The 23554-nt window shown below is 62.2% G+C and carries 17 protein-coding genes; 11 read left to right on the top strand and 6 right to left on the bottom strand.

Translation table 11 applies throughout. The features are described from left to right. The first annotated feature begins 6 nt into the window (after positions 1 to 6). Positions 7 to 723, top strand: coding sequence for a hypothetical protein (locus tag E1748_RS05040; protein WP_133646037.1), 717 nt, complete (start codon positions 7 to 9; stop codon positions 721 to 723). A gap of 57 nt (positions 724 to 780) precedes the next feature. Here E1748_RS05040 and E1748_RS05035 read toward each other — a convergent pair whose 3' ends face one another. Further along, on the bottom strand, positions 781 to 2133 hold the full coding sequence (locus E1748_RS05035; RefSeq protein ID WP_133646036.1) for a coiled-coil domain-containing protein: 1353 nt from the start codon (positions 2131 to 2133) through the stop codon (positions 781 to 783). A gap of 522 nt (positions 2134 to 2655) precedes the next feature. On the opposite strand from E1748_RS05035, the gene E1748_RS05030 reads away from it, so the two are divergent. Together E1748_RS05030 and E1748_RS05025 are read left to right on the top strand one after the other, a co-directional pair. After that, positions 2656 to 7506: an NAD-glutamate dehydrogenase gene (locus E1748_RS05030; RefSeq protein WP_133646035.1), complete on the top strand. Its 4851-nt coding sequence runs from the start codon at positions 2656 to 2658 to the stop codon at positions 7504 to 7506. Between the two features lie 72 nt (positions 7507 to 7578). Beyond that, complete coding sequence (locus E1748_RS05025; RefSeq protein ID WP_133646034.1) at positions 7579 to 8505, top strand: cation diffusion facilitator family transporter; 927 nt, start codon at positions 7579 to 7581, stop codon at positions 8503 to 8505. A gap of 105 nt (positions 8506 to 8610) precedes the next feature. On the opposite strand, the gene E1748_RS05020 is transcribed toward E1748_RS05025, so the two are convergent. After that, entirely contained in the window at positions 8611 to 8982 is a 372-nt protein-coding gene (locus E1748_RS05020) for a type II toxin-antitoxin system VapC family toxin (RefSeq protein ID WP_133646033.1), read from the bottom strand. Next, complete coding sequence (locus tag E1748_RS05015) at positions 8979 to 9176, bottom strand: type II toxin-antitoxin system VapB family antitoxin (protein ID WP_133646032.1); 198 nt, start codon at positions 9174 to 9176, stop codon at positions 8979 to 8981. The genes E1748_RS05020 and E1748_RS05015 overlap by 4 nt, the downstream gene beginning before the upstream one ends. 411 nt (positions 9177 to 9587) lie before the next feature. Here E1748_RS05015 and E1748_RS05010 point away from each other — a divergent pair, with 411 nt between their 5' ends. The 3 genes from E1748_RS05010 to E1748_RS05000 are packed head-to-tail and all read left to right on the top strand — an operon-like array spanning position 9588 to position 11172. Further along, positions 9588 to 10244: a PAAR domain-containing protein gene (locus tag E1748_RS05010; RefSeq protein ID WP_133646031.1), complete on the top strand. Its 657-nt coding sequence runs from the start codon at positions 9588 to 9590 to the stop codon at positions 10242 to 10244. Between the two features lie 2 nt (positions 10245 to 10246). Continuing rightward, positions 10247 to 10840: a type VI secretion system amidase effector protein Tae4 gene (locus tag E1748_RS05005; protein WP_133646030.1), complete on the top strand. Its 594-nt coding sequence runs from the start codon at positions 10247 to 10249 to the stop codon at positions 10838 to 10840. After that, a complete protein-coding gene (locus E1748_RS05000) occupies positions 10837 to 11172 on the top strand; it encodes a hypothetical protein (RefSeq protein ID WP_133646029.1) in 336 nt (111 codons plus the stop codon). The genes E1748_RS05005 and E1748_RS05000 overlap by 4 nt, the downstream gene beginning before the upstream one ends. A gap of 163 nt (positions 11173 to 11335) precedes the next feature. Here the strand turns inward: E1748_RS05000 and E1748_RS04995 are convergent, their stop codons facing one another. Continuing rightward, positions 11336 to 12316, bottom strand: coding sequence for an aldo/keto reductase (locus E1748_RS04995; protein ID WP_133646028.1), 981 nt, complete (start codon positions 12314 to 12316; stop codon positions 11336 to 11338). Positions 12317 to 12652: 336 nt separating this feature from the next. Here E1748_RS04995 and E1748_RS04990 point away from each other — a divergent pair, with 336 nt between their 5' ends. After that, positions 12653 to 13723, top strand: coding sequence for a purine-nucleoside phosphorylase (locus E1748_RS04990; protein ID WP_133646027.1), 1071 nt, complete (start codon positions 12653 to 12655; stop codon positions 13721 to 13723). Between the two features lie 181 nt (positions 13724 to 13904). Here the strand turns inward: E1748_RS04990 and E1748_RS04985 are convergent, their stop codons facing one another. Together E1748_RS04985 and E1748_RS04980 are read right to left on the bottom strand one after the other, a co-directional pair. Continuing rightward, positions 13905 to 14246 carry a DUF4148 domain-containing protein gene (locus E1748_RS04985; protein WP_133646026.1) on the bottom strand — a complete coding sequence of 114 codons (342 nt, stop codon included), beginning with the start codon at positions 14244 to 14246 and terminating at the stop codon, positions 13905 to 13907. A 912-nt stretch (positions 14247 to 15158) separates the two neighbouring features. Then, the gene (locus E1748_RS04980) at positions 15159 to 16163 is read right to left on the bottom strand and encodes a LysR family transcriptional regulator (RefSeq protein ID WP_133646025.1); all 1005 of its coding nucleotides are present in this window, start codon (positions 16161 to 16163) and stop codon (positions 15159 to 15161) included. 171 nt (positions 16164 to 16334) lie between these two features. Between E1748_RS04980 and E1748_RS04975 the strand changes: the two genes are divergently transcribed. From E1748_RS04975 to E1748_RS04960, 4 genes are all read left to right on the top strand, one after another. Next, the gene (locus E1748_RS04975) at positions 16335 to 17234 is read left to right on the top strand and encodes an alpha/beta hydrolase (RefSeq protein WP_133646024.1); all 900 of its coding nucleotides are present in this window, start codon (positions 16335 to 16337) and stop codon (positions 17232 to 17234) included. Between the two features lie 49 nt (positions 17235 to 17283). Continuing rightward, positions 17284 to 18513: an efflux RND transporter periplasmic adaptor subunit gene (locus E1748_RS04970; RefSeq protein ID WP_133646023.1), complete on the top strand. Its 1230-nt coding sequence runs from the start codon at positions 17284 to 17286 to the stop codon at positions 18511 to 18513. An 86-nt stretch (positions 18514 to 18599) separates the two neighbouring features. Further along, entirely contained in the window at positions 18600 to 21785 is a 3186-nt protein-coding gene (locus E1748_RS04965; RefSeq protein WP_133646022.1) for an efflux RND transporter permease subunit, read from the top strand. A 17-nt stretch (positions 21786 to 21802) separates the two neighbouring features. Beyond that, positions 21803 to 23335: an efflux transporter outer membrane subunit gene (locus E1748_RS04960; protein ID WP_133646021.1), complete on the top strand. Its 1533-nt coding sequence runs from the start codon at positions 21803 to 21805 to the stop codon at positions 23333 to 23335. Positions 23336 to 23554: the final 219 nt, after the last annotated feature.

Genomic DNA, 23554 nt, shown 5'->3' with positions numbered 1-23554 from the left:
ACGGCCATGAAAACCGCAATGCGAACGCTGGCCTGTGTTGCTGCCGCGATGTGCGGCGCGACGGTGTCGCTCGTCACGGGCGCGGCTGGGAATGATGCGCCGGATGTGGCGACGGGTGAGGTTGTCGCGATGCATGATGTACCGGGCGCGCAGGACTTGGCGACCGCTGCGAGCGGTGATGCTCGCAACGTCGAGCGTTCGGCGAGAGAGCTGCCGCCGGCGATGACGGCAGTACCCAGCGAGGCGGAGTCACGCGTCGAGCAGCCACAAGTCGCACACACTCCCGACGACCCCCGCTGGCCCTCCCGCACCACCACCATCGCGCTCAGCGAAGACCGTCTCGATGCGATGCGCGGCGGTTTCGACATGCCGTCGGGACTCAAGGTGTCGTTCGGCATTTCGCGTGTCGCGTATGTGAACGGCAACCTCGTCACGACGACCAGCGTGAACATCCCCGACGTCAGCGCGATCACCGCACAGCAGGCACAGGCATTGATCGCTGCGAACGCGGGCGCACTGGTTCAGGTCGGACACGGCAACGTCGTGCAGGCGGGTGCGTTACCCGCACTGACAGGCTCGGTGTTGCAGAACTCGCTGAGCAACCAGCAGATCCAGGCGATGACGACGATCGACACGTCGGTGAATTCGCTGTCGCTGTTCAAGGGGATGAACGTGATGTCGACGCTGACGGGCGCGCTTGCGAGCGCGGTGCATCCGCATTAGCTGCGCAGGCCGAACTAGCTGCGACGTAGCCACGCACGTCGCAGCGTCGGAAGAACATCAGAACGAAATCGGCACCCGCACCGTCAACGTCAGATCCGGCGTATCGCGTGTAAGCCCCGCGCCGATCGTGAAGTTGAGCGTGGTCTTGGGCGACAGCCGGTACGAGTAACCGAGCAGCAGCGTCCCGAGAATCACGCGCACCGAGCCGGGTACGGTCTCGCCGTTCTGTTTGGTCGGCAGCACGATGCTCTGGTCGTAACCGAGACTGACCGATGCTTTCTCGTTGAGCGCGAGTCCCATGCCGACATTGAACCCCCAGATGTCGCCAGGCTGCACGCGGCCGACGAAGTCCTTTTCTCCATCGAGAATCGTCAGGCTCAGATTGCTGCGCGCGAAGCTGTGCAGATAGCTGACATTACCGAAGAACACGACCGGGTCGCTCGGAAACAGCCATGTGAGACCCGGCTGCACCGCATAGAAACCGGAGCCGGTCGGTTGTTCGAGCGGCAGACCGGTGCCCGTCGTATTGCCGATGCAGCGCGTTACGCAATCGGTGACGACATCGAACGGACTCTTGCCGGTCGCCGTTTTGAAACGCAACCAGCCGATGTAATAGAACTTGTCGGGGCCGCCTTCGTTCAGTTGATAACGCAGCGTCATCTCGACGTCGCCGATGCCGCGGCCGTTGCTGCTGAACACATTGTCCTGCGCCGTGCCTGTGAAAATTTCGCGGCTCACGGTATCGTTGGTCGAATAGACGTACGGCACGCGCACTTCCACTTCCATCCGGTTCGTGATCCCGTAACGCAGCGCGACGCCGCCGGTGAGCGTCGTCGTCTTGACCTCGCGCACGTCGACGAGCCCGATCAACAATGCAGGGATCACGGTATAGCCGACCAGCGCAACACGATCCGTCGACGAATAGCTGAACTGGAACGACGGCTCCAGCACGAACTTGTTGCGCGGCGTGAGCACGCCGGGCTGATCGAAGATCGGCGCGACCTGAGGCGGAGCCGTGTCGGGTACCGGCGCCTGGCCGACGGGCTGCGATGGTTGCGCGGACTGCTGCGCATTCTGCGCGACGGCAGGCGCTGGGGCTTGCGTCTGTGTACTGCCATTCGCAGCAGCAGGGGCGTTGCCTGACGGCTCGCCTTCACCGGCACCCCGCATCGTCGCGAGCGTGCCGCTGTCCAGCACACGACTCAAGCGCGCAAGGCCCGCTTCCTGATCGGCGAGCCTGCGTTTCAGCGCGTCGAGTTCCTGCACACGCCGGTCGAGTTCCTGACGCAACGTCGCGACGTTTTCCTGCGGAGTCTGATCTTCGAGCGACTGCGCGAACGCTTCCGCGTTGAGCAGCAGCACCGCGGTATAGCCCAATGTTCGAACGCAGCGAAATGGCACGCGCTTCATGGGGTTCTCCATGACGAGGCCTGCAGGTCCACCCCGGTACGAAAATGCCCGCGACAATACGCGGACACGGATGCCTGGCCTGAGCGGTTGATCGTGAGACGTGCCGTGTACCGGCGGGATCGATGGGTGCCTGGCCTGGCGTTGCGAACCATCGTCGCGGAGTGGCATTGACGGCATCGAATGCCCGCATCGCGCGGTCGTGTTTCGCTGGATGTGTCGCTACGAAGATCGGAATGTCGAACGTCGCGTCGAGGTGTGCAAAACAGTCTCGAAGCGACGTTCAAAGACTATCGCGGCATATAAGGGCCGCCAAGCAGGCGAACGGTCGGCTGTGATCGCTGCATAACAGAACACAGCATGTTTTCAGGCATCTTTCGCCGCGCGACGCTTCGGCATGTCGCACGGTGCGCAACGGGTCCGCTATGTGCATCCGCACATCGCTTTTCCGCGAGCCGGGCGCATAATGCCCATCCAGACGATGCAATCCGATGCAATCGATAGTCGCCCGCTGTGGAGGACGTCATGCAAGCGAAAAACGAAGAGGCCGTCGCTCATCTGTTCAACGACATCGTCGAGTTCGCGCGCGGCCGCTTGCCCGAGCCCGCGTTCGAAGTCGTCGAGCCTTTCCTGCGGCATTACTACGATTTCGTCGATGCCGACGATCTGCACAGTCGCGCGATCGCCGATCTGTACGGCGCCGCGATGGCGCACTGGCAGACCGCGCAGCGTTTCACGCCCGGCGCCGAGCGCCTGCGCGTGTACAACCCGATTCTCGAACAGCACGGTTGGCATTCCGATCACACGGTGATCGAGATCGTCAACGACGACATGCCGTTTCTCGTCGACTCGGTCTCGATGGCGGTGAACGGTCTTGGGCTCGCGCTGCATTCGGTCGTGCATCCGGTGTTCCGGATCTGGCGCAACGCCGACGGCACGATTGCGCGGGCTGCGCAGGGCGGCGAGGAAGCCGGCGACACGCAGTCGCATCTGACGTCGTTCATACATTTCGAAGTGGATCGCTGCGGCGACGCGGCACGCCTGAAGGCGTTGACCGACGGCATCGCGCGCGTGCTCGGCGACGTTCGCGCGGGCGTCGAGGACTGGCCGAAAATCGTCGATATCGCGCGCGCGACGATCAAGGAGATGAAGGCCCGCGAAACCGGTGCAGAAGGTGCCGAAGCGCGCGCGTTCGTCGAATGGATGGTCGCCGATCACTTCACGTTCCTCGGTCAGCGCGACTACGAACTCGTCGCGCACGGCGACGGACTCGGTCTACGCGGTGTGCCGGGCTCGGGCCTGGGCATCCTGCGCGAAGCGCTGCGCGAGCCCGGCGCCGCCGAAATCACACCGCTGCCGCCGGCCGCCGCCGAAATCATTCGCGGCGCATCGCCGATCTTCCTGACCAAGGCGAACTCGCGCGCGACCGTGCACCGTCCGGGCTACCTCGATTACGTCGGCGTGAAGCTCACGGATAAGGACGGCAACGTGCGCGGCGAGCGGCGTTTTATCGGCCTGTACACGTCGACGGTGTACATGGTGTCGAGCGCGGAGATTCCGATCGTGCGGCGCAAGTGCGCGAACATCGTGAAGCGTGCGGGTTTTCTGCCGAAGGGGCATCTCGGCAAATCGCTCGTGACGGTGCTCGAAACCTGGCCGCGCGACGAGCTGTTCCAGGCCGACGAAGACGAACTCTACGACGTCGCGCTCGGCGTGCTGCGGTTGCAGGAGCATCAGCGCACGCGCATCTTCGTGCGACGCGATCGCTTCGACCGTTACGTGTCGTGCCTCGTGTTTGTCGCGCGCGACAAGTACAACACCGATCTCCGTCGACGCATCGCCACGCTGCTTACCGACACGTTCAACGGCGCAACCGTCGAGTTCACGCCGCTGCTTTCCGAGTCGACGCTCGCGCGGATTCATTTCGTCGTGCATGCGCAGTCGGGCACGATGCCCGAGGTCGACACGCGCGAACTCGAAACACGGCTCGTGCAGGTCACCCGCCGCTGGCAGGACGATCTTGCCGATGCGCTGCTCGATGCGTCCGGCGAAGAGCAGGGCAACCGGCTGCTGCAACGCTACGCCGATTCGTTTCCTGCCGGCTATCGCGACGATTATCCGGCGCGCACGGCGGTGCGCGACATCGAACTGATCGAACGCGTGCAGGACAGCGAACGGCTCGCGATGAATCTATACCGGCCGATCGAATCGGGACCGCGTGCGTTTCGCTTCAAGGTGTATCGCACGGGGCAACCCATTGCGTTGTCGCGCAGCCTGCCGATGCTCGAGCATCTCGGCGTGCGCGTCGATGAAGAGCGGCCGTATCTGATCGAAGCGCCTGGTGCGAAGCCCGCATGGATTCACGACTTTGGACTCGAACTCGCCGACGATGCGGAGTTCGACATCGAGCGCGTGAAAGATCTGTTCGAGAATGCATTCGAGCAGGTGTGGACCGGCGAGATCGAGAACGACGACTTCAACCGGCTGGTGCTGCGCGCGCATCTCGGCGCACGCGAAGTGACGATTCTGCGCGCGTATGCGAAGTACCTGCGGCAAGTGGGCTCGACGTTCAGCGACGCGTACATCGAGCGCGCGCTGACCGGCAATCCTGCGATTGCGCGTGGCTTCGTCGATCTGTTCGTCGCACGCTTCGATCCGGCTAATGCGGATGCGCCCGACAAGCGCGACGCCCACACTGCGCAGCTGCAGAAGGGCATCGAAAGCGCGCTCGACAAGGTGCCGAATCTCGACGAAGACCGCATCCTGCGGCAATTCCTCGGCGTCATTGGCGCGACGCAGCGCACGAATTACTACCAGCGCGACAGCGAAGGAAAGCCGAAACCGTATCTGTCGTTCAAGTTCGATCCGTCGAAAGTGCCCGGTTTACCCGAGCCGAAACCGATGTTCGAGATCTGGGTGTATTCGCCGCGTGTCGAGGGCGTGCATCTGCGCGGCGGACGCGTTGCGCGCGGTGGCCTGAGATGGTCGGACCGGCGCGAGGATTTCCGCACGGAAGTGCTCGGGCTGATGAAAGCGCAGATGGTGAAGAATGTCGTGATCGTGCCGGTCGGATCGAAGGGCGGTTTCGTCGTGAAGAACCCGCCGCCGCCCGGCGATCGCGAAGCGTGGATGCGCGAAGGGATAGCGTGCTATCAGACGTTCCTGCGCGGCCTGCTCGATCTGACTGACAATCGCGTGGCCGGCGCGATCGTGCCGCCCACGGACGTCGTGCGTCTCGATCCTGACGACCCGTACCTCGTCGTTGCCGCCGACAAGGGCACCGCGACGTTCTCCGACTACGCGAACGCGATCTCGCAGCACTACGGCTTCTGGCTCGACGATGCATTCGCGTCGGGCGGTTCGGTCGGCTACGACCACAAGAAGATGGCGATCACCGCGCGCGGTGCGTGGGAATCGGTGAAGCGGCACTTCCGCGAGATGGGCGTCGATACGCAGACCACCGACTTCACGGTGGTCGGCATCGGCGATATGTCGGGCGATGTGTTCGGCAACGGCATGCTGCTGTCGCCGCACATTCGACTGGTCGCGGCATTCGATCATCGCCACATTTTCCTCGACCCAAATCCCGATGCGGCCGCGAGCTTCGCCGAACGCAGCCGTTTGTTTGCACTCGAGCGTTCGAGCTGGGCCGACTACGACCCCGCGCTGATTTCAGCGGGCGGCGGCGTATTTCCGCGCAGCGCGAAGACGATCCCCGTGTCTCCTGCGATGCAGGCAGTGCTCGGCATCGGCGCAGCCGCGCTCGCGCCGAGCGATCTGATCCGCGCGTTGCTGCTCGCGCCGGTGGATCTGTTGTACAACGGCGGCATCGGCACCTACGTGAAGGCGACGCGCGAGACGCATGCGCAGGTCGGCGACCGTAGCAGCGACGCGGTACGTGTGAACGGCGCGGAACTGCGCTGCAAGGTGGTCGCGGAGGGCGGCAATCTCGGTCTGACGCAACTGGGGCGCATCGAGTACGCGCAGCACGGGGGCCGTCTCAACACCGATGCGATCGATAATTCCGCGGGCGTCGACTGTTCGGATCACGAGGTCAACATCAAGATCCTGCTCGGCCTCGTCGTGGCCGACGGCGAGATGACGTCGAAGCAACGCAATGCACTGCTCGCCGAAATGACCGACGAAGTGGGCCTGCTCGTGCTGCAGGACAACTACTACCAGACCCAGGCGCTGTCGATTGCCGGGCGTTACAGCGTCGAACTGCTCGATTCGGAAGCGCGGTTGATGCGCATGCTCGAACGTGCGGGGCGGCTGAATCGCGCGATCGAATTTCTGCCCGCCGACGACGAACTCGCCGAACGTCAGGCTGCGAAGGTCGGCCTGACGACGCCGGAGCGCGCGGTGCTGCTCGCGTACAGCAAGATGTGGCTGTACGACGCGCTGCTCGAAACGGATTTGCCGGAAGATCCGCTTGTCGATGGCATGGTGGTCGATTATTTTCCGCAGCCGTTGCGGCAGCGTTTCGCGGAGCCGATGCGACGTCATCCGCTGCGTCGCGAGATTCTCGCGACGTTTCTGACGAACGGGCTCGTCAATCGAGTGGGCTGCGCGTTCGTGCATCGGTTGATGGAAGAGACCGATGCACAGCCGGGCGATATCGTGCGCGCGTGTCTGATGGCGCGCGACGTGTTCGATCTCGACCGCGTGTGGACCGACATCGATGCGCTCGATAACCGCGTCCCCGACGACGTGCAGGCACGGATGTTTGTCGAAGTTGCGCGCCTGCTCGAACGTTCGGCGCTGTGGTTCCTGCGTCAGTTGATGTCGGGCGCGGTGCGCGACGGCGGCGTGACGGATCTGCTCGAACGGTGTCGCGATGCGGCGCAACGGCTCGCGCCCCAATGGCCTGCGCTGTTGCCACATGACGATCTCGATGCGCTGTCCGCGCGGCAATGCGAGCTCGTCGATGCGGGTGTGGACAGCGAACTTGCGGTGCGGGTTGCGAGTGGGGAGAACTCGGCGGCGCTGCTCGATATCGCCGAAGTGGCGGCCTCGAGCGGACGCGATCTCGAACTCGTCGCGGGCGTGTACTTCGCGCTCGGTACGCGGTTGAACTATGGCTGGATCAGTGAACGTGCTGCCGCGCTGCCTACGCCTACGCATTGGGACTTGCTCGCGCGCGCGACGGCGTTGTCGGAGCTCGCGCGGCTCAAACGCGCATTGACTGCAAGCGCGCTCGCGCAGGACGAACATGCGACCACACCGGACGCGCTCGTCGACGGATGGTGTGTTCATCGCACAACCGCCCTCGAACGCTACGAGCGGCTGCTCGCGGATCTTCGCGCGTCGGGTGGCGCGAGCCTGTCGATGCTGCTGGTCGTCGTGCGCGACATGGCGGTACTGGAGCGGACTTAACAACGTAGATGGACGTACGGGCGGTTGTGATACAAAGGCATTTCTCTCTACGACCGCCCGCACCGCCCGACGATGACAGAAGAATCGCCGAAAGCCATTTTCTACGCGCTCGCCGCCAACTTCGGCATTGCGGTCTGCAAGTTCGCAGCCGCAGCGTTCACCGGTTCCGGCTCGATGTTCGCCGAAGCGATCCACTCCACCGCCGATTGCGGCAACCAGTTGCTGTTGCTATTCGGTCTGCGGCAGGCGCGCCGTCCCGCGACCGTGCTGCATCCGCTCGGCGCGGGCCGCGCGATCTATTTCTACTCGCTGCTCGTCGCGCTGCTGCTGTTCTTTGTCGGCGGTGCGTTCTCGGTGTACGAGGGCGTGCATCGCCTCGTCGCACACGAGCCGCTGTCGCATGCGTTCGTCGCGCTGATCGTGCTGGGTGTGTCGGTCGTGCTTGAAACGTTCTCGCTGATGGGCGCGGTCCGCGAGATCCGCAAGGTGCACCCGGACAAGTCGATGTGGCGATGGTTTCGCGAAACGCGCGAGTCCGATCTGCTCGTCGTCGCAGGCGAGGATATTGCCGCGCTTTTTGGCCTCGCGATCGCGTTCGTCGCTGTGCTCGCGACGATGGTGACCGGCAATCCGATGTACGACGCTCTCGGTTCGGTCGGCGTTGGCGTGCTGCTGATGGTGATCGCGTGGCTCGTCGCGCGCGAGGTGAAGTCGATGCTGATCGGCGAATCGGCGAGCCCGGAAGTGCGACGCGCGATCGAAGCGCATCTGCGTGCACGTAGCGAAATTCGCAGCATCATGAATCTGATCACGCTGCAATGGGGCAAGCACGTGGTGGTCGCGGTGCAGGCCGAGATGATCGACTACGCAAGCGGACGCGCGATGGTCGATGCGATCAATATCGTCGAGGCGGATTTGCAGGCGGCGTTTCCGCAGGTTAAGTGGGTGTTTTTTGAGCCGGATGTGCCGCGTGTGGGTGCGGCTAATGTAGGAGATTGATGGACTGAGTTGTCGCGGAGTGATGGCGCTCTTTATGCAAACGACCCGCTTTGGCGGGTCGTTTGCGTTGGGGGATGGCGTTGATTGCCGGATGATTTGTGCCGTCTAGTGGCCAAGCACCGCACTGAGGCCAAGTTCGTCAGCCACGCTCTTTAAGCGTTTGTCACGCGTCCAGATGGTGACCCCAGGTTGCAGAAACGCAGAGGCTAATAGTGAGGTGTCCACATATCCGATCCCCCGATTGAACAAGCGCTGTCGTTCGATCAGATAAAACGTCTCTTCCGGTGTCGCCACTGGCGCGCTCGGTAGATCCAGTAGCGCACCAAGCACGAGCGCACGTTTGCGCAAACTCCCGAGTGAAATCTCTCCGATTACGTACGGGTGGGTCAGCACACGTTCCTCGGCAAGCAGGCCAACCAGTATGTGATCAGAAGCATTGATGTGATCGATCCAGACCGACGTGTCAACGAGGATCATTTAACGCCCTGCCGGCGACGCGGTGCTCCCTTGATGCCCGGCTGGCTTCCCCCAAGGCTGGCGAGTCGCTTTGCAGCCTCACGCTGGATCAGGGCCTTCAGTGCTTCACGCACGAGTGCCGATTTTTCTTCCACGCCCGTATAGGCTTGAGCCTTGGCGATCAAATCATCATCGAGTGCAATGGTAGTGCGCACGGAAACCCCCTTTCTGGTTGACACAAATTATAGCATCGATTGATGCTGTTTATCGTGCATGATACTTGATCGTGATATCCACCATTTTCGGCTGGTTACGAGGCAATTTGTGCACCGGAGGGGAAGTATTTTGAACGGCATGCCGAAAAAGCTTCCTCTGAAAAACAGACGAGACCCCGTAGCACGTCCGTGCCGAGGCCAGGAAACAGGACGCAACAGCGCCCCGATTACGTGACGCTTATTTAAACCCCGTCACCGCATGCGGCACATACAATTTCTCAAGCTTCGCGATTTCATCGGCGGTAAGTGCAAGCGATAGCGCGCTCACAGAATCGGGTGGATGGGTTGAGGTGTGCGGAGTAGTGACTTTGTGCAAACGGCTCGCTTTAGCGGGCCGTTTGCGTGTGTGGAATGTCTATTATCGAGTGGTTTGCAATCACTTGTGAATCTTTGCAAACAATTGACGAGGTGAATGGCTTAAGACCCTACGATGTCGTTTTCACAACGGAGAGGCTAGCGATGATGCGGCGTTATCTCAGTGTGGACGATCAGCCTGAAACTGGAGGCGTCATTGAGCCGTATTCCGGAGCACCAATCAGTTTTAGCGGACGCTCGCCAGTGAAGATCGGCGCGCGTTGTTATTGCAACGCCTGCGAGATGACCGGTGTGATCGCGAAAGCTGGAGGACCGCGACGACATATCCATGTCAACACTGAACTCGCGCTCGACGGCGATATCCTGCTCTGCGCATGTCCAAGGCCACCGCGCATGATTGCTGGATCAATCGCGACGGCATGGTTTGAGGACATGGGCACGAGGCAAGGGAAATGCGGCGACGCAGTCATGGTCAGCGCAATGGGCCTGCCACCGCTGTTCGATGAGCGCGTCAAGGTAGTCGGAGCAGGTGTATCGGTGGGCTATCCGTACTTCATCCAGATGGCGGACGGACGAACCACTGGCGGGCACCTGGACGAGGCCGGAGCCTTGCCGCGTATCTTCACGGAGTGCGCCGCCGATTATCATGTGTACTGGGGCGACGAAGCCCTTGCGATGCGCGGTGGGAAGTGACGATGCCGAACAGGAAAACGGTCGTCAGAACGAACCTCACCCCTGGCTCGATCAAGGAAGTGCATCTCCGAGCCGTTTCGTTTGCTGAGCTTTGGGCTGCGTATCCTGACAAGGAGGATCCTTTTGTTGATCCTCATACTGGCAAGGTGCCTCCGTATGCTGACAATCAATGCGCGATTCGATTGAGTCTCACGCTACATAACGTCGGTGTTGAAATGCAGTCATATCGCGGTGCAGGCCAGATACGCATTGACGGGAAAAGAACCGCACTTCGCGCCCGCGAGATGGCGGGCTGGCTCGGGCTTCACCCGCTAGCGGGACTGACGACACCCATTGACGTCACCGGTGCAGACTGGCAAGAGAAGGTCAAAGGGCGAACGGGGATCATATTCTTCTCGGGTTACTGGGCACGCGATACGGACTCGAAAGGCACGACGACCGGCGATCACATCGACCTCTGGAACAAGGACACGCTGACGTCACCAGGAGTCGAAGGTTGGCTGACTTCGTTCGCGCGTTTTCGCATCGGAGCATTGTCCCTCTGGTACTCCGATCTCGGCAAATCCAGCCAGATCCTCTTCTGGGAAATCAAATGAAACGCACCGCAGTATCGCTTCTCTTCCTGATCGCGGGCGTCCTGATTTCCCTGGAGTTTCTCGTCATGGGAAGTCGCCTGAAGGACCGGCTTTCGTGGCCTCTCGTTTCGACTCGCTGGCACGGGTGCTGGGACACGGAACACTGTGCAGTATCCTGGGTGGGCTATGCCGCCATCGTGGTTTTTCTTGTCGGCCCGGCGGTGTCATGGGCGATCGTCGGTTTCGTACAGGCGCGCAAATACTCGCTCCGGCGGGTGGCGATGTCAGTGGTGGCGCTAATGGCCGCTACCACTGTTTTCTATTTGGGATTTTATGCCGCGGTCTGGCCGTGAGACCTAACGGTCGGCTGCTTCGAACCGGATGACTCGACAACGCGAGCGGCTGAACGAGTGGCAGAGACGTAGCGTCAGCCTCGGCTGAGATTGACGCTGCGTGTGGTGCAATTCAGGAGCGCGATCCGTGCTCAATGCAACAGCGCTCCCGATCAAGTGACGCTTACTTGAACCCCGTCACCGCATGCGGCACATACAACTCTTCGAGCTTCGCGATTTCATCGGCGGTCAGTGCAAGGGATAACGCACCCACCGCATCGTCCAGATGCTGCGGCTTCGTCGCCCCGACGATCGGCGCGCTGACCGGCTTTTTCTGCAGCACCCACGCGAGCGCGACCTGCGCGCGCGGCACACCGCGCGCAGCCGCAACCTCACCGACCCGCTCGACGACACGACGATCCGCATCCGCCGTCTGCTTGTACAGCGTGCGACCGAATTCGTCGGTGTCCGAGCGCGCGCTCGTCGTGTCCCAGTCGCGCGTCAGGCGACCACGCGCGAGCGGGCTCCACGGAATCACACCGATGCCTTCGCTTTCGCACAGCGGCAGCATTTCGCGTTCTTCCTCGCGATAGAGCAGGTTCACGTAGTTCTGCATCGTGACGAAGCGGGTCCAGCCGTTTCGCTCAGCGACGTGCAGCGCTTTCGAGAACTGCCACGCAAACATCGACGATGCGCCGATGTAACGTGCCTTACCCGCCTTCACGACGTCGTGCAGCGCTTCCATCGTTTCTTCGATCGGCGTGCTGTAGTCCCAGCGATGAATCTGATAGAGGTCGACGTAGTCAGTGCCGAGGCGTCGCAAGCTGTTGTCGATTTCCGCGAAGATCGCCTTGCGCGACAGACCGGCACCATTCGGGCCCGGCGACATCCGGTTGAAGACTTTGGTGGCGAGCACGATTTCGTCGCGACGTGCCATGTCTTTCAGCGCACGCCCGACGATTTCCTCGCTCGTGCCGGCCGAGTAAGTGTTGGCGGTGTCGAAGAAGTTGATGCCGTGATCGAGTGCCTGCCTGATGAACGGGCGCGCCTGCTGTTCGTCGAGCGACCACGCATGCGTGCCGCGATCGGGCGCACCGTAGCTCATGCAGCCGAGACACAGGCGCGAAACATCGAGGCCCGTGCGGCCGAGTTTGACGTAGTCCATGGGTACTGCTCCTGTCTAAAGCGTTCTGGGGACAAAGCGATGAATTCGTTTGCAGCAGCCTCTGTGCGGGAATCGACGAGCCGATCTGCATAGACCGCCGACGCAGATTCGATGATGACGCAGAATGCGTTCCCGCGTGAGATTGTGCGCAAGGGGTCACGGCGATTCGTAGTGGCCCGATTGCCACGTGGAAAATGGAGCGACTACACCTATACTTGTACCGCTTCACTTCTCGTCTGCGGTCAGCAGTGTCGAGGCGCGTGCCGGCGTCCTGCTGCACCCGCAACACAGCCAGTCAGTTCCTCCAACGCGACATAAAACAAAGGAAGGCCCATTATGCTGACTCGTACTTTCAGTGTTGTTCCTGCGTTGCTGCTGGCCGCTTGCGCGGCCAGTTCGCCGCTCGCCGCGAATGCCGGCGATGGCGATGCGTTTGCTCAGGACGGCCAGTCGCACGGTCGTCATGTCAAGGTGATGATCATTTCGATGTTCGCCCCGGAAGGGCAGGTGTGGCTCGACCATCTCGGACCGTGGGAGAAGATTAGCGTCGCGGGACTGTCGCCTGATTACCCGACGATCAGCTGCAACAAGCAGGACGTCTGCGTGATGACGACCGGCATGGGTCACGCCAATGCAGCGACGTCGACGATGGCGCTCGCGTTCTCGCCACGTTTCGATCTGCGGCATACGTACTTCATGGTGGCCGGCATTGCGGGTATCGATCCGCAGCAAGGCACGATCGGTTCGGCCGCGTGGGCGAAGTGGCTCGTCGATTTCGGCATTCAGTGGGAACTCGATGGTCGCGAGATTCCGCCGGGCTGGACCACCGGCTACCTCGGCATCAACACGACGAGCCCGACGCAGAAACCGCCGCTCGACTATCGCACCGAAGTATTCCAGCTGAACACGAAGCTCGCCGATGCGGCATTTGCGCTGTCGCGTAGCGTGACGCTCGAAGACAACGCGCAGGCGCAGGCCGCGCGCGCGAAGTTTTCGTATGCGCCCGCGAACCAGTCGCCGAAGGTGATTCAGTGCGACACGCTGGCTGGCGATACATGGTGGTCGGGTACGGATATCGGCCAGCGCGCACGCGACTGGACCAAGCTCCTGACCGACGGCCAGGGTGTGTATTGCACGACGCAGCAGGAAGACAACGCGACGTATGAAGCGCTGAAACGCGCGGCAAGCATCAATCGTGTCGACCTGAACCGCGTTGCGGTGTTGCGTTCGGGGTCCGACTTCGACCGGCCGTACGACGGCCAGACGAGTGCGGACAATCTGCTGAACTACGCGGCGCAGGGTGGCTTCTCGATCGCGGTGGACAACCTGTTCCGTGCGGGCAATCCGCTCGTGCAGGACATCGTGACGCACTGGAGTGAATGGCGCGACGGCGTGCCGCGCCGTTGATCTTGCTATGCCACCGATGCTTTCTTTAGCGACGCGCTTTAGTGGGCTCTATACGGCTTCCACACGGGTGCATCGGTGGACCAATCGTCGAGTTCGGACGGATTCATGACAGGCTCCTTGTGAGAGATGCGTGTCCGGTTATCGGATGGAGGCCGGACACGCGGGTTTGTTTCCGGGTTGCTTATTGATCGTTGACCGGTTGCTTCTGGTCGCGTGCGATGCGGGTCGTTTCTTCGTCGTTCGACTGGGTCGCTAGACGTTCGGCCTGCGTGCGAGCGATGAGACTCTTGTCCGGATAGCTGTTGCGGCTGAGCGTGGGCAGTGAGCCGTCGCGATAGGCTTGCACGAGTTCAGCGCGGACTTCGGCGCGCGTTTTACCGGGCTGCGTGTTGGTGGCGGGCGTGTGGGCCCACGAATAATCGTTGTAGGTGCCTGCGCGACCGATGCCGCCACCGCCTTGTGCGAAGGCACCGGTGCTCGCGAGCATCGAGAGAAGCAGACCGGCGATGAGAGGGCGTTTCATGATTCACTCCTGTTATTCGATTGCAGTGCCGAGGGGATCGGCGTAGCGACAGGGTGAAATTTAGAGGTTGTAGCGCTTTTGATAAATCGCTGAATCGCGAAATGAATTGTTGGGGAGATGGAACAATCGATTTTGATTTTCCCCTGTTCTTTATGGGGTTTTTAGGTTTTTTTGTTCGCCGCAGGCGTTGGTTTTTTTGCGTGTGATTTTCTATTTTTCCGCTGGGCGGTGCTGATTTGCGCCTCGCGGCGCGGGCGTTACCACTTATCTTTTGCCTTGGCCGGCGGCTGCGATTTTGCGCCTCGCGGCGCAGGCGTTGCCCCTGTGCGGGGCGGCACCTACTTTCTTTGCCGCGGCAAAGAAAGTAGGCAAAGAAAGCCGCTCGACACGTTACCTTGTCTTTTCCGCGTGCTGCCTCGGTGGCACTCGCCTAAGTGGGCACCACGTTCACACTGCGTAGTGGTCCGAGACGAGATCCGTCTTCGCGGCGTTCGCCTTCGTGACAAGGCAGTCATTCGTTCCGGCGGGCTTCGCCGCCGATGGGCATAACCCATCGGTTAGTACGGTCTTGTTTCTGCGCTTCTCTTCCGGATGGTTTCCCAAGCAAACCGATCCGCGCGCACACCAGTGCGCCGCGGGATGTGCGGGTGCTTTGTCACTTCGGTTTGCGGCGAGGGGGATGGTCTCGTCTCGGACCACCAGACGGTGTGAACGTGGTGTCCAGTTAGGCGAGTGCCACTGGGGCCACACACGGAAAGGAGAAGCTTCGTGTCGGCGGCTTTCTTTTGCCTACTTTTCTTTGCCGCGGCAAAGAAAAGTAGGTGCTGCCCCGCACAGGGGCAACGCCTGCGCCGCGAGGCGCCAAATCGCAGCCGCCAGCAAGGCAAAAACAAAAAACAAACAGAAAAAAACCTACGCTACCCACTCCGTCATAACCGGCGTATCAAGCGAAGGCGCAGACTCCCGCTCCTCAAACGTCTTCATCGTACACATCTTCTCAAGACTAGCCCGCCCACTCAACAACGGACACCGATCAAACAGCTCAGCAATCCAGTCCACAAACACCCGCACCTTCGACGACAGATGCTTGCTATGCGGATAAACCGCCGAAATAGGCATCGGCAACGGCTTCAAGTGCGGCAGCACCTCAACCAGCTTCCCCGACTGCAACTGCGGCAACACCATGAACCGCGCCGGCTGAATCAACCCAAAAGCCTCGATTCCACACGTGACGTAGGCATCCGCGTCGTTCACCGACACGATCCCCTTCATCTTCACCTCGATTTCCTTGCCGTCGACAAGGAACGCCCAGTCGAGCACGCGACCGGTCCGACTCGAAAAATAATTGACGGCCTTGTGCTGATCCAGATCCTCGAGCGTCTGCGGCATGCCAAAGCGTTCGAGGTATTCCGGTGCCGCGCACGTCACGCCTTCGAACAAACCAATGCGCCGCGCGACCAGCGACGAATCCTGCAACGCGCCGACCCGCACCACGCAGTCGACCCCTTCCTGCAATAGATCCACAGGACGATCGGTCAACCCAAGCTGCAGATCGATATCCGGGTAGCGCGTATGGAATTCGCACAACGACGGAATCACGATCAGCTTGCCGATCGAGCCCGGCATGTCGATGCGCAACTTGCCGTGCGGCTTCTTGTTGCCGCTCTGGAAACTTGCTTCGGTTTCCTCGACGTCCGCGAGAATCCGCACGCAGCGTTCATAGTACGCAGCGCCGTCGGGCGTCAACGACAGACGCCGCGTCGTGCGATGCATCAGCCGCACGCCGAGAAACGCCTCGAGATTCTGAATGATGGTCGTGACGGAAGCCCGCGGCATGTCGAGCGTTTCCGCTGCACGCGTGAAGCTGTTGGTGTCGACGACCCGGGTGAACACTTGCATGGCCTGAAGCCGGTCCATTGCAAACCTCCAAAAGGGCGGGTGCATCTGCAGAGGAATCGGTTGAACCGACAAGCCGATTGATTGTTCAGGCGCACCGAATTGTGTTGCCGGATTATAGGCATTTATTTGGGAGTCTGCCGGACCCACAATTCGCACCATCGCCTTTTTGTGCGCATTGCGCCGTTCGACATGGATGCAACCAAATCACTGTCTGCCTTTGTTCCGCCGGCCTCCTGGGTCTCGGAAGCCACGTCGTCGCTGGAGCTGAGCGACGTGCAGATCGAAGGCTACGCCCAGCAGATCAAACTGCGGCTCTATCGGCCGGCCGGCAAGTCCGGTCTGCCGGTGCTGCTGTACTTTCACGGCGGCGGCTTCGTGCGCGGTTCGCTCGACGACGCCGACGCCGCCGCCCGTTATTTAGCAGAACACTTACCCACTCTCGTAGTGTCGGTAGGCTATTCGCTCGCGCCGCGTTTCCCGTTTCCCGCCGCGCCCGAAGACGCGCACCGCGCCGCGCTGTGGATCCAGACCCACGCCCGCGCGTTCGGCGGCAACACGAAGCACATGGCCGTCGCGGGTCACGATGCGGGCGGTCAGCTCGCGAACTGTCTCGCGTTCATTGCCCGCGACCGCGGCGACGTGCGCATCGACGCGCAGGCGCTGTTCGGTCCGATGCTCGACCCGAGCCTCACGCGTCTCGGCGACGAGCGCCGCATTTCATCCGACATCACCGCAAGCGAATGCGCGGCGTGCTATCGCGCGTATTTGCCGCAGGCGTCGCATCGGATGCATCCGTATGCTGCGCCACTCGAATCGGTGCGTCTCGCCGGTCTGCCCGCGACGCTGATCGTCACCGCGCAGAACGACGTGCTGCACGTCGAAGCGGAGAAGTACGCAAGCAACCTGATCGACGCAGGCGTGCTGACCCAGGTGGTCCGCTGCCCGAGCGTGTCGCACGCCGAGATCGGCAGCCACCCGGGCGCGCTGCAGGAAGCCGTGCGCTTCTTCCAGTGCCGCTTTGCCGCTCGCGCTGCGGGCGCTGTCGGTAACGCTGCGGCGAGCGCGATTGCCAACGCGTCTGCCAAATAACCCATCAAAACAAGCCATTTCGTTATCCACACAGAAACCTGGAGCCACCATGTCCATTCTTCCGTTCACCCGCTCCCGCATCGCGATCGCCGCGGTTGCCGTACTCGTCGTCGCCGGGCTCGGCACGCTGGGTGCGATCCGCGTCGATGCGCGCGCGCCTGCGCAAGCCGCGCCGATGGCGCCCGAGGTCGACGTAGCAACCGTCGTGCAGAAGACGATCACCGACTGGCAGAGCTATTCCGGCCGTCTCGAAGCCATCGACCGCGTCGATGTGCGTCCGCTGGTGTCGGGCACGATCGTGTCGGTGAATTTCAAGGACGGCGCGCTCGTGAAGAAGGGCGACACGCTGTTCGTCATCGATCCGCGTCCGTATCAGGCGGAAGTCGATCGCACGGCGGCGCAGGTAGCCGCCGCGCAGGCCCGCAGCGGCTACGCGCAAACCGACTGGGAACGCGCGCAGCGTCTGCTGACCGACAACGCGATCGCGAAGCGCGATTACGACGAGAAGCAGAACGCGTCGCGTGAAGCGAATGCGAATCTGAAGGCCGCCGAGGCCGCGCTCGAAACCGCGCGCATCAATCTCGGCTATACGCGGATCGTCGCGCCGGTCGCCGGTCGTGTGTCGCGTGCGGAAATCACGCTGGGCAACGTCGTGTCGGCAGGCGCGAGCGCTGCGCCGTTGACCACGCTTGTGTCCGTGTCGCCGATCTACGCATCGTTCGATGCCGACGAGCAGACGTACCTCCGGTACATCAGCCAGGTGAAGAACGGCAAGGTACCGGTCGATCTCGGTCTCGCGGACGAAACCGGCTATTCGCGCAGCGGCACGATCGATTCGGTCGACAACCGTCTCGACACGACGTCGGGCACGATCCGCATCCGCGCGCGTTTCGACAACGCGGACGGCGTGCTGGTGCCGGGTCTGTATGCCCGCGTGAAGGTCGGCGGCAGTGCGCCGCATCCGGCGCTGATGATCGACGACGCGGCAGTCGGTACGGACCAGGACAAGAAGTTCGTGCTGGCCGTCGACAAGAGCGATCACGTGTCGTACCGCGAGGTGCAACTGGGCGCGCAGCAGGATGGCCTGCGGGTCATCAAGAGCGGTTTGCAGCCGGGCGATCGCATCGTCGTGAACGGCACACAGCGTGTGCGTCCCGGCGATCAGGTCCGCGCGCACATGGTGCCGATGACCGCCGACGTGGACCCGAACGCAACACCGGTTGCGCAGTCGCAACCCGCGTCGCCCACCACCCCCGCGAAGCCGGAGAAGAATTCGTGAATCGCGACCGTCGTCTGAACCGTGCGGGCCACGAGTCCGCAGCGTTCGATCGATACGCGTAAGCGCTCCAACATCCAGAGCCTCAAATGAACATATCGAAATTTTTTATCGACCGGCCCATCTTTGCGGGCGTGATGTCGGTGCTGATCCTGCTGGGCGGCGTGATCTCGCTGTTCCAGCTGCCGATTTCCGAGTACCCGGAAGTCGTGCCGCCGTCGGTGGTGGTGCACGCGCAGTATCCGGGCGCGAATCCGAAGGTGATCGCGGAAGCGGTCGCGTCGCCGCTCGAAGAGCAGATCAACGGTGTCGAGAACATGCTGTACATGCAGTCGCAGGCGAACAGCGACGGCAATCTCACGCTCACCGTGACGTTCAAGCTCGGCACCAACCCCGATCTCGCGACGCAGCTCGTACAGAACCGCGTGAATCAGGCGTTGCCGCGTCTGCCTGAAGACGTGCAGCGGCTCGGCGTGACGACGATCAAAAGCTCGCCGACGCTGACGATGGTGGTCCACCTGATCTCGCCGAACAACCGTTACGACATGACGTACCTGCGCAACTATGCGCTGCTGAACGTCAAGGACCGGCTCGAACGGATCAAGGGTGTCGGCGAAGTGCAGCTGTGGGGTTCGGGCGATTACTCGATGCGCGTGTGGCTCGATCCGCAGAAGGTCGCGCAGCGTAACCTCACCGCGACCGATGTCGTGAACGCGATTCGCGAGCAAAACATTCAGGTGGCTGCGGGCACGATCGGTTCGTCGCCGTCGGTGCCGGGCACGCCGTTGCAGCTGTCGGTGAATGCGCGCGGCCGTCTGCAGACTACCGGCGAATTCGGCGACATCATCGTGAAGACCGCACCCGATGGCGCCGTCACGTATCTGCGCGATCTCGGACGCGTTGAGCTTGCCGCGTCGGAATACGGGCTGCGTTCGCTGCTCGACAACAAGTCGGCGGTCGCGCTCGCGATCAACCAGTCGCCAGGTGCGAATTCGCTGCAGATTTCCGACGAAGTCCGTTCGCAGATGAAGGAACTCGCGCAGGATTTCCCGGCGGGCGTCGAATACAAGATCGTCTATGACCCGACGCAGTTCGTGCGTTCGAGTATCGAGGCGGTCGTGCATACGCTGCTCGAAGCGATCGCGCTGGTCGTGATCGTGGTGATCGTGTTCCTGCAAACCTGGCGCGCGTCTATCATTCCGTTGATCGCGGTGCCGGTGTCGATCATCGGGACGTTCTCGCTGCTGCTCGCGTTCGGTTTCTCGATCAATGCGTTGTCGCTGTTCGGGATGGTGCTGGCAATCGGGATCGTCGTCGACGATGCGATCGTGGTCGTCGAGAACGTCGAGCGGAACATCGAAAGCGGGCTCAGTGCGCGCGATGCGACGTATAAGGCGATGCAGGAAGTGAGTGGGCCGATCATCGCGATCGCGCTGACGCTGGTCGCCGTGTTCGTGCCGCTCGCATTCATGACGGGCCTGACCGGTCAGTTCTACAAGCAGTTCGCGATGACCATCGCGATCTCGACGGTGATCTCGGCGTTCAACTCGTTGACGCTGTCGCCGGCGCTCGCGTCGATCCTGCTGCGTGGTCACGATGCGAAACCGGACGTGCTGACGCGCGTGATGAACCGTCTGCTGGGCGGCTTCTTCGCACGCTTCAACAAGGTGTTCAAGCGCGGCTCGACTGCGTACGGCCGCGGCGTGAACGGTGTGTTGAAGCGCAAGGGCGCGATGCTGGCCGTCTATGCGGTGCTGCTCGGCGCGACCGTGCTGATCACGCACATCGTGCCCGGCGGCTTCGTGCCGGCGCAGGACAAGGAATACCTGATCGCGTTCGCGCAGTTGCCGAACGGTGCGTCGCTCGATCGCACGGAGAAGGTGATCCGCGACATGAGCTCGATTGCGTTGAAGCAGCCGGGCGTCGAAAGCGCGGTCGCGTTCCCGGGGCTGTCGGTGAACGGCTTCACGAACAGTTCCAGCGCGGGCATCGTGTTCGTGACGCTCAAGCCGTTCGATCAGCGTCATGGCAAGGCATTGTCGGCGGGTGCAATCGCCGGTGCGCTGAACCAGAAGTACGGCTCGATCAAGGACTCGTTCGTCGCGGTGTTCCCGCCGCCGCCGGTGCTGGGCCTCGGTACGCTCGGCGGGTTCAAGCTGCAGCTGGAGGATCACGGCGCGGTCGGCTATGCGCAACTGGCCGACGCGACCCAGGCGTTCATCAAGAAGGCCTCGACCACGCCTGAACTCGGGCCGACGTTCTCGAGCTATCAGATCAACGTGCCGCAGCTGAACGTCGATCTCGACCGCGTGAAGGCGAAGCAGCTTGGCGTGCCGGTGACCGACGTGTTCAACACGATGCAGATCTACCTCGGCTCGCTGTACGTGAATGACTTCAACCGCTTTGGTCGTGTGTATCAGGTGCGGGTGCAGGCCGACGCGCCGTTCCGTCAACGCGCGGACGACATCCTGCAACTGAAGACGCGTAACGCCGCCGGCGATATGGTGCCGCTGTCGTCGCTCGTCACCGTGACGCCGACCTACGGGCCGGAAATGGTGGTGCGCTACAACGGCTACACCGCAGCCGACATCAACAGCGGTCCCGCGCCCGGCTTCTCGACGAACCAGGCGCAGGCAGCGGCGGAACGTGTCGCGGCCGAAGTCCTGCCGCGTGGTGTGAAGCTCGAATGGACCGACCTGACGTACCAGCAGATGCTGGCGGGTAACGCGGGCATGTGGGTGTTCCCGATCAGCGTGCTGCTCGTGTTCCTCGTGCTGGCCGCGCTGTACGAAAGCCTGACGTTGCCGCTCGCGGTGATCCTGATCGTGCCGATGAGTCTGCTGTCCGCGCTGACCGGTGTGTGGTTGACGCAGGGCGACAACAACATCTTCACGCAGATCGGCTTGATGGTGCTGGTGGGGCTTGCATCGAAGAACGCGATCCTGATCGTCGAGTTCGCTCGCGAACTGGAGCATGACGGACACTCGCCGCTGTCGGCGGCGATCGAAGCGAGCCGTATGCGGCTGCGCCCGATCCTGATGACGTCGATCGCTTTCATCATGGGTGTCGTTCCGCTCGTGCTGTCGAGCGGTGCGGGTTCGGAAATGCGTCACGCGATGGGTATCGCGGTGTTCTTCGGCATGCTCGGCGTGACGCTGTTCGGCCTGATGCTGACACCGGTGTTCTATGTGGTACTGCGGACGCTTGCCGGCGGCAAGATCCATGTGGCGCAGAAGGATTCGCCGCATCAGGCACTGCCGACGTCGAACGCTTGAGTGGAGTGGATAAAAAAATGAATCGATATCAATCTTTGCGCGGCTGGGGCCGGGCGGCGGCCAGCGGACTGTTGCTGATGCTGCTCGTCGCGTGCTCGGTCGAGCCGACCTACAAGCGCCCCGATGCGCCGACGCCGACGGCGTTCAAGGAAGCGCCGGTCATTGACGCGAAGGACGCAGGCACATGGAAGCCCGCACAACCGGCCGACGCAGAACATCGCGGCGAATGGTGGGCCGTGTTCAACGATCCGGTGCTGAACGATCTGGAAAAGCAGGCTGCGTCTGCGAATCAGGATCTGAAGGCTGCCGCTGCGCGTGTGCAACAGGCGCGTGCGTTGACGCAGGCTGCGCGGTCGTCGTGGTTCCCGTCGCTCGATGCGGGCTTCGGCCCGACGCGCGAAACGGCGTCGTCGGCATCGCAGTTCCTGCCGCAGAGCGCCGGTTCGTCGACCACGACGCTGTGGCGCGCACAGGGCACCGTGTCGTACGAAGCGGATCTGTTCGGTCGCGTGAGTTCGAACGTGAATGCGGCGCGTGCCGACGCGCAGCAGAGCGAAGCGCTGTTCCGTTCGGTGCAGCTCGCGCTGCAGGCGGACGTCGCGCAGAACTACTTCCAGTTGCGCGAGTTCGACACGGATCAAGACCTGTATCGTCGTACCGTGTCGCTGCGTGAAGACTCGCTGAAACTGATCGAACGACGTTTCAAGGAAGGCGACATCAGCGAACTCGACGTCGCGCAGGCACGCAACGAACTCGCGTCGGCACGCGCCGATGCGGTCGGTGTTGCACGTCAACGCGCTGCGTCCGAACACAGCCTCGCGATCCTGCTCGGCAAGGCACCGGCGGACTTCTCGTTCCCCGAGACGCCGCTCGTACCGGTGATCGCGCGCGTGCCGGCCGGTCTGCCGTCCGCGCTGCTCGAACGTCGTCCGGACATCTCGGCTGCCGAACGTGCGATGGCTGCGGCGAATGCGCGCGTCGGTCTCGCGAAGTCGGCGTTCTTCCCGAAGCTCGACATCACCGGTGCGTTTGGCTACGAGTCGGCGACGCTCGGCGATCTGTTCATGTGGTCGAGCCGCACGTTCCTGCTCGGGCCGCTCGCCGGTACCGCGCTGACGCTGCCGATTTTCGACGGCGGACGTCGTCGTGCAGGGCTCGACAATGCCCGCGCGAAGTATGACGAAGACGTCGCGCAGTATCGTCAGCAGGTGCTCGTTGCGTTCCGCGAAGTCGAGGATAACCTTGCTGATCTTCGCCTGCTCGACGATCAGATTCGCGAGCAGAACGCTGCCGTGAGTGCGTCGCAGCGCGCCGCGCATCTGTCGGGCACGCAGTATCAGGAAGGACAGGTCAGCTATCTGAATGTGATCGACAGCGAACGCTCGGTGCTGGTCACGCAGTTGCAGGCTAGCCATCTGGCTGGGACGCAGGCGGTGTCGACGGTTAACCTGATTCGCGCGCTCGGCGGTGGCTGGGACGGTATGCAGCCTGTCGCCGACGTCGCGCAAGGTACCAACGGCAACGCGACGCAGCAGGTCGCGAAGCAGTGATGCGGTCTTAACGAAGGCTCCACGCGGGTTCCGTATAGGTTCCCGATGTTGACAGTGGCGTAACCGGGTTTCCGGTTACGCCACTTTTTTTTGCCCGCGATTTTGCTCGCGGTTTCGTCTGCAACCCATATCGTGTTTCGCGATTTCCTTTCGCCAATCCGTTCGTAGACCGGGTTTCGGCACGGCTCTATTATTCCCCGGCGGTGCGCGCGGCGCTCG

Origin of the sequence: Paraburkholderia flava (genome assembly GCF_004359985.1) — a bacterium.
GTDB classification, from domain to species: Bacteria; Pseudomonadota; Gammaproteobacteria; order Burkholderiales; family Burkholderiaceae; genus Paraburkholderia; species Paraburkholderia flava.
The sequence above is the reverse complement of the archived record's forward strand: the minus strand, read 5'-3'. Positions and strand labels throughout refer to the sequence as shown.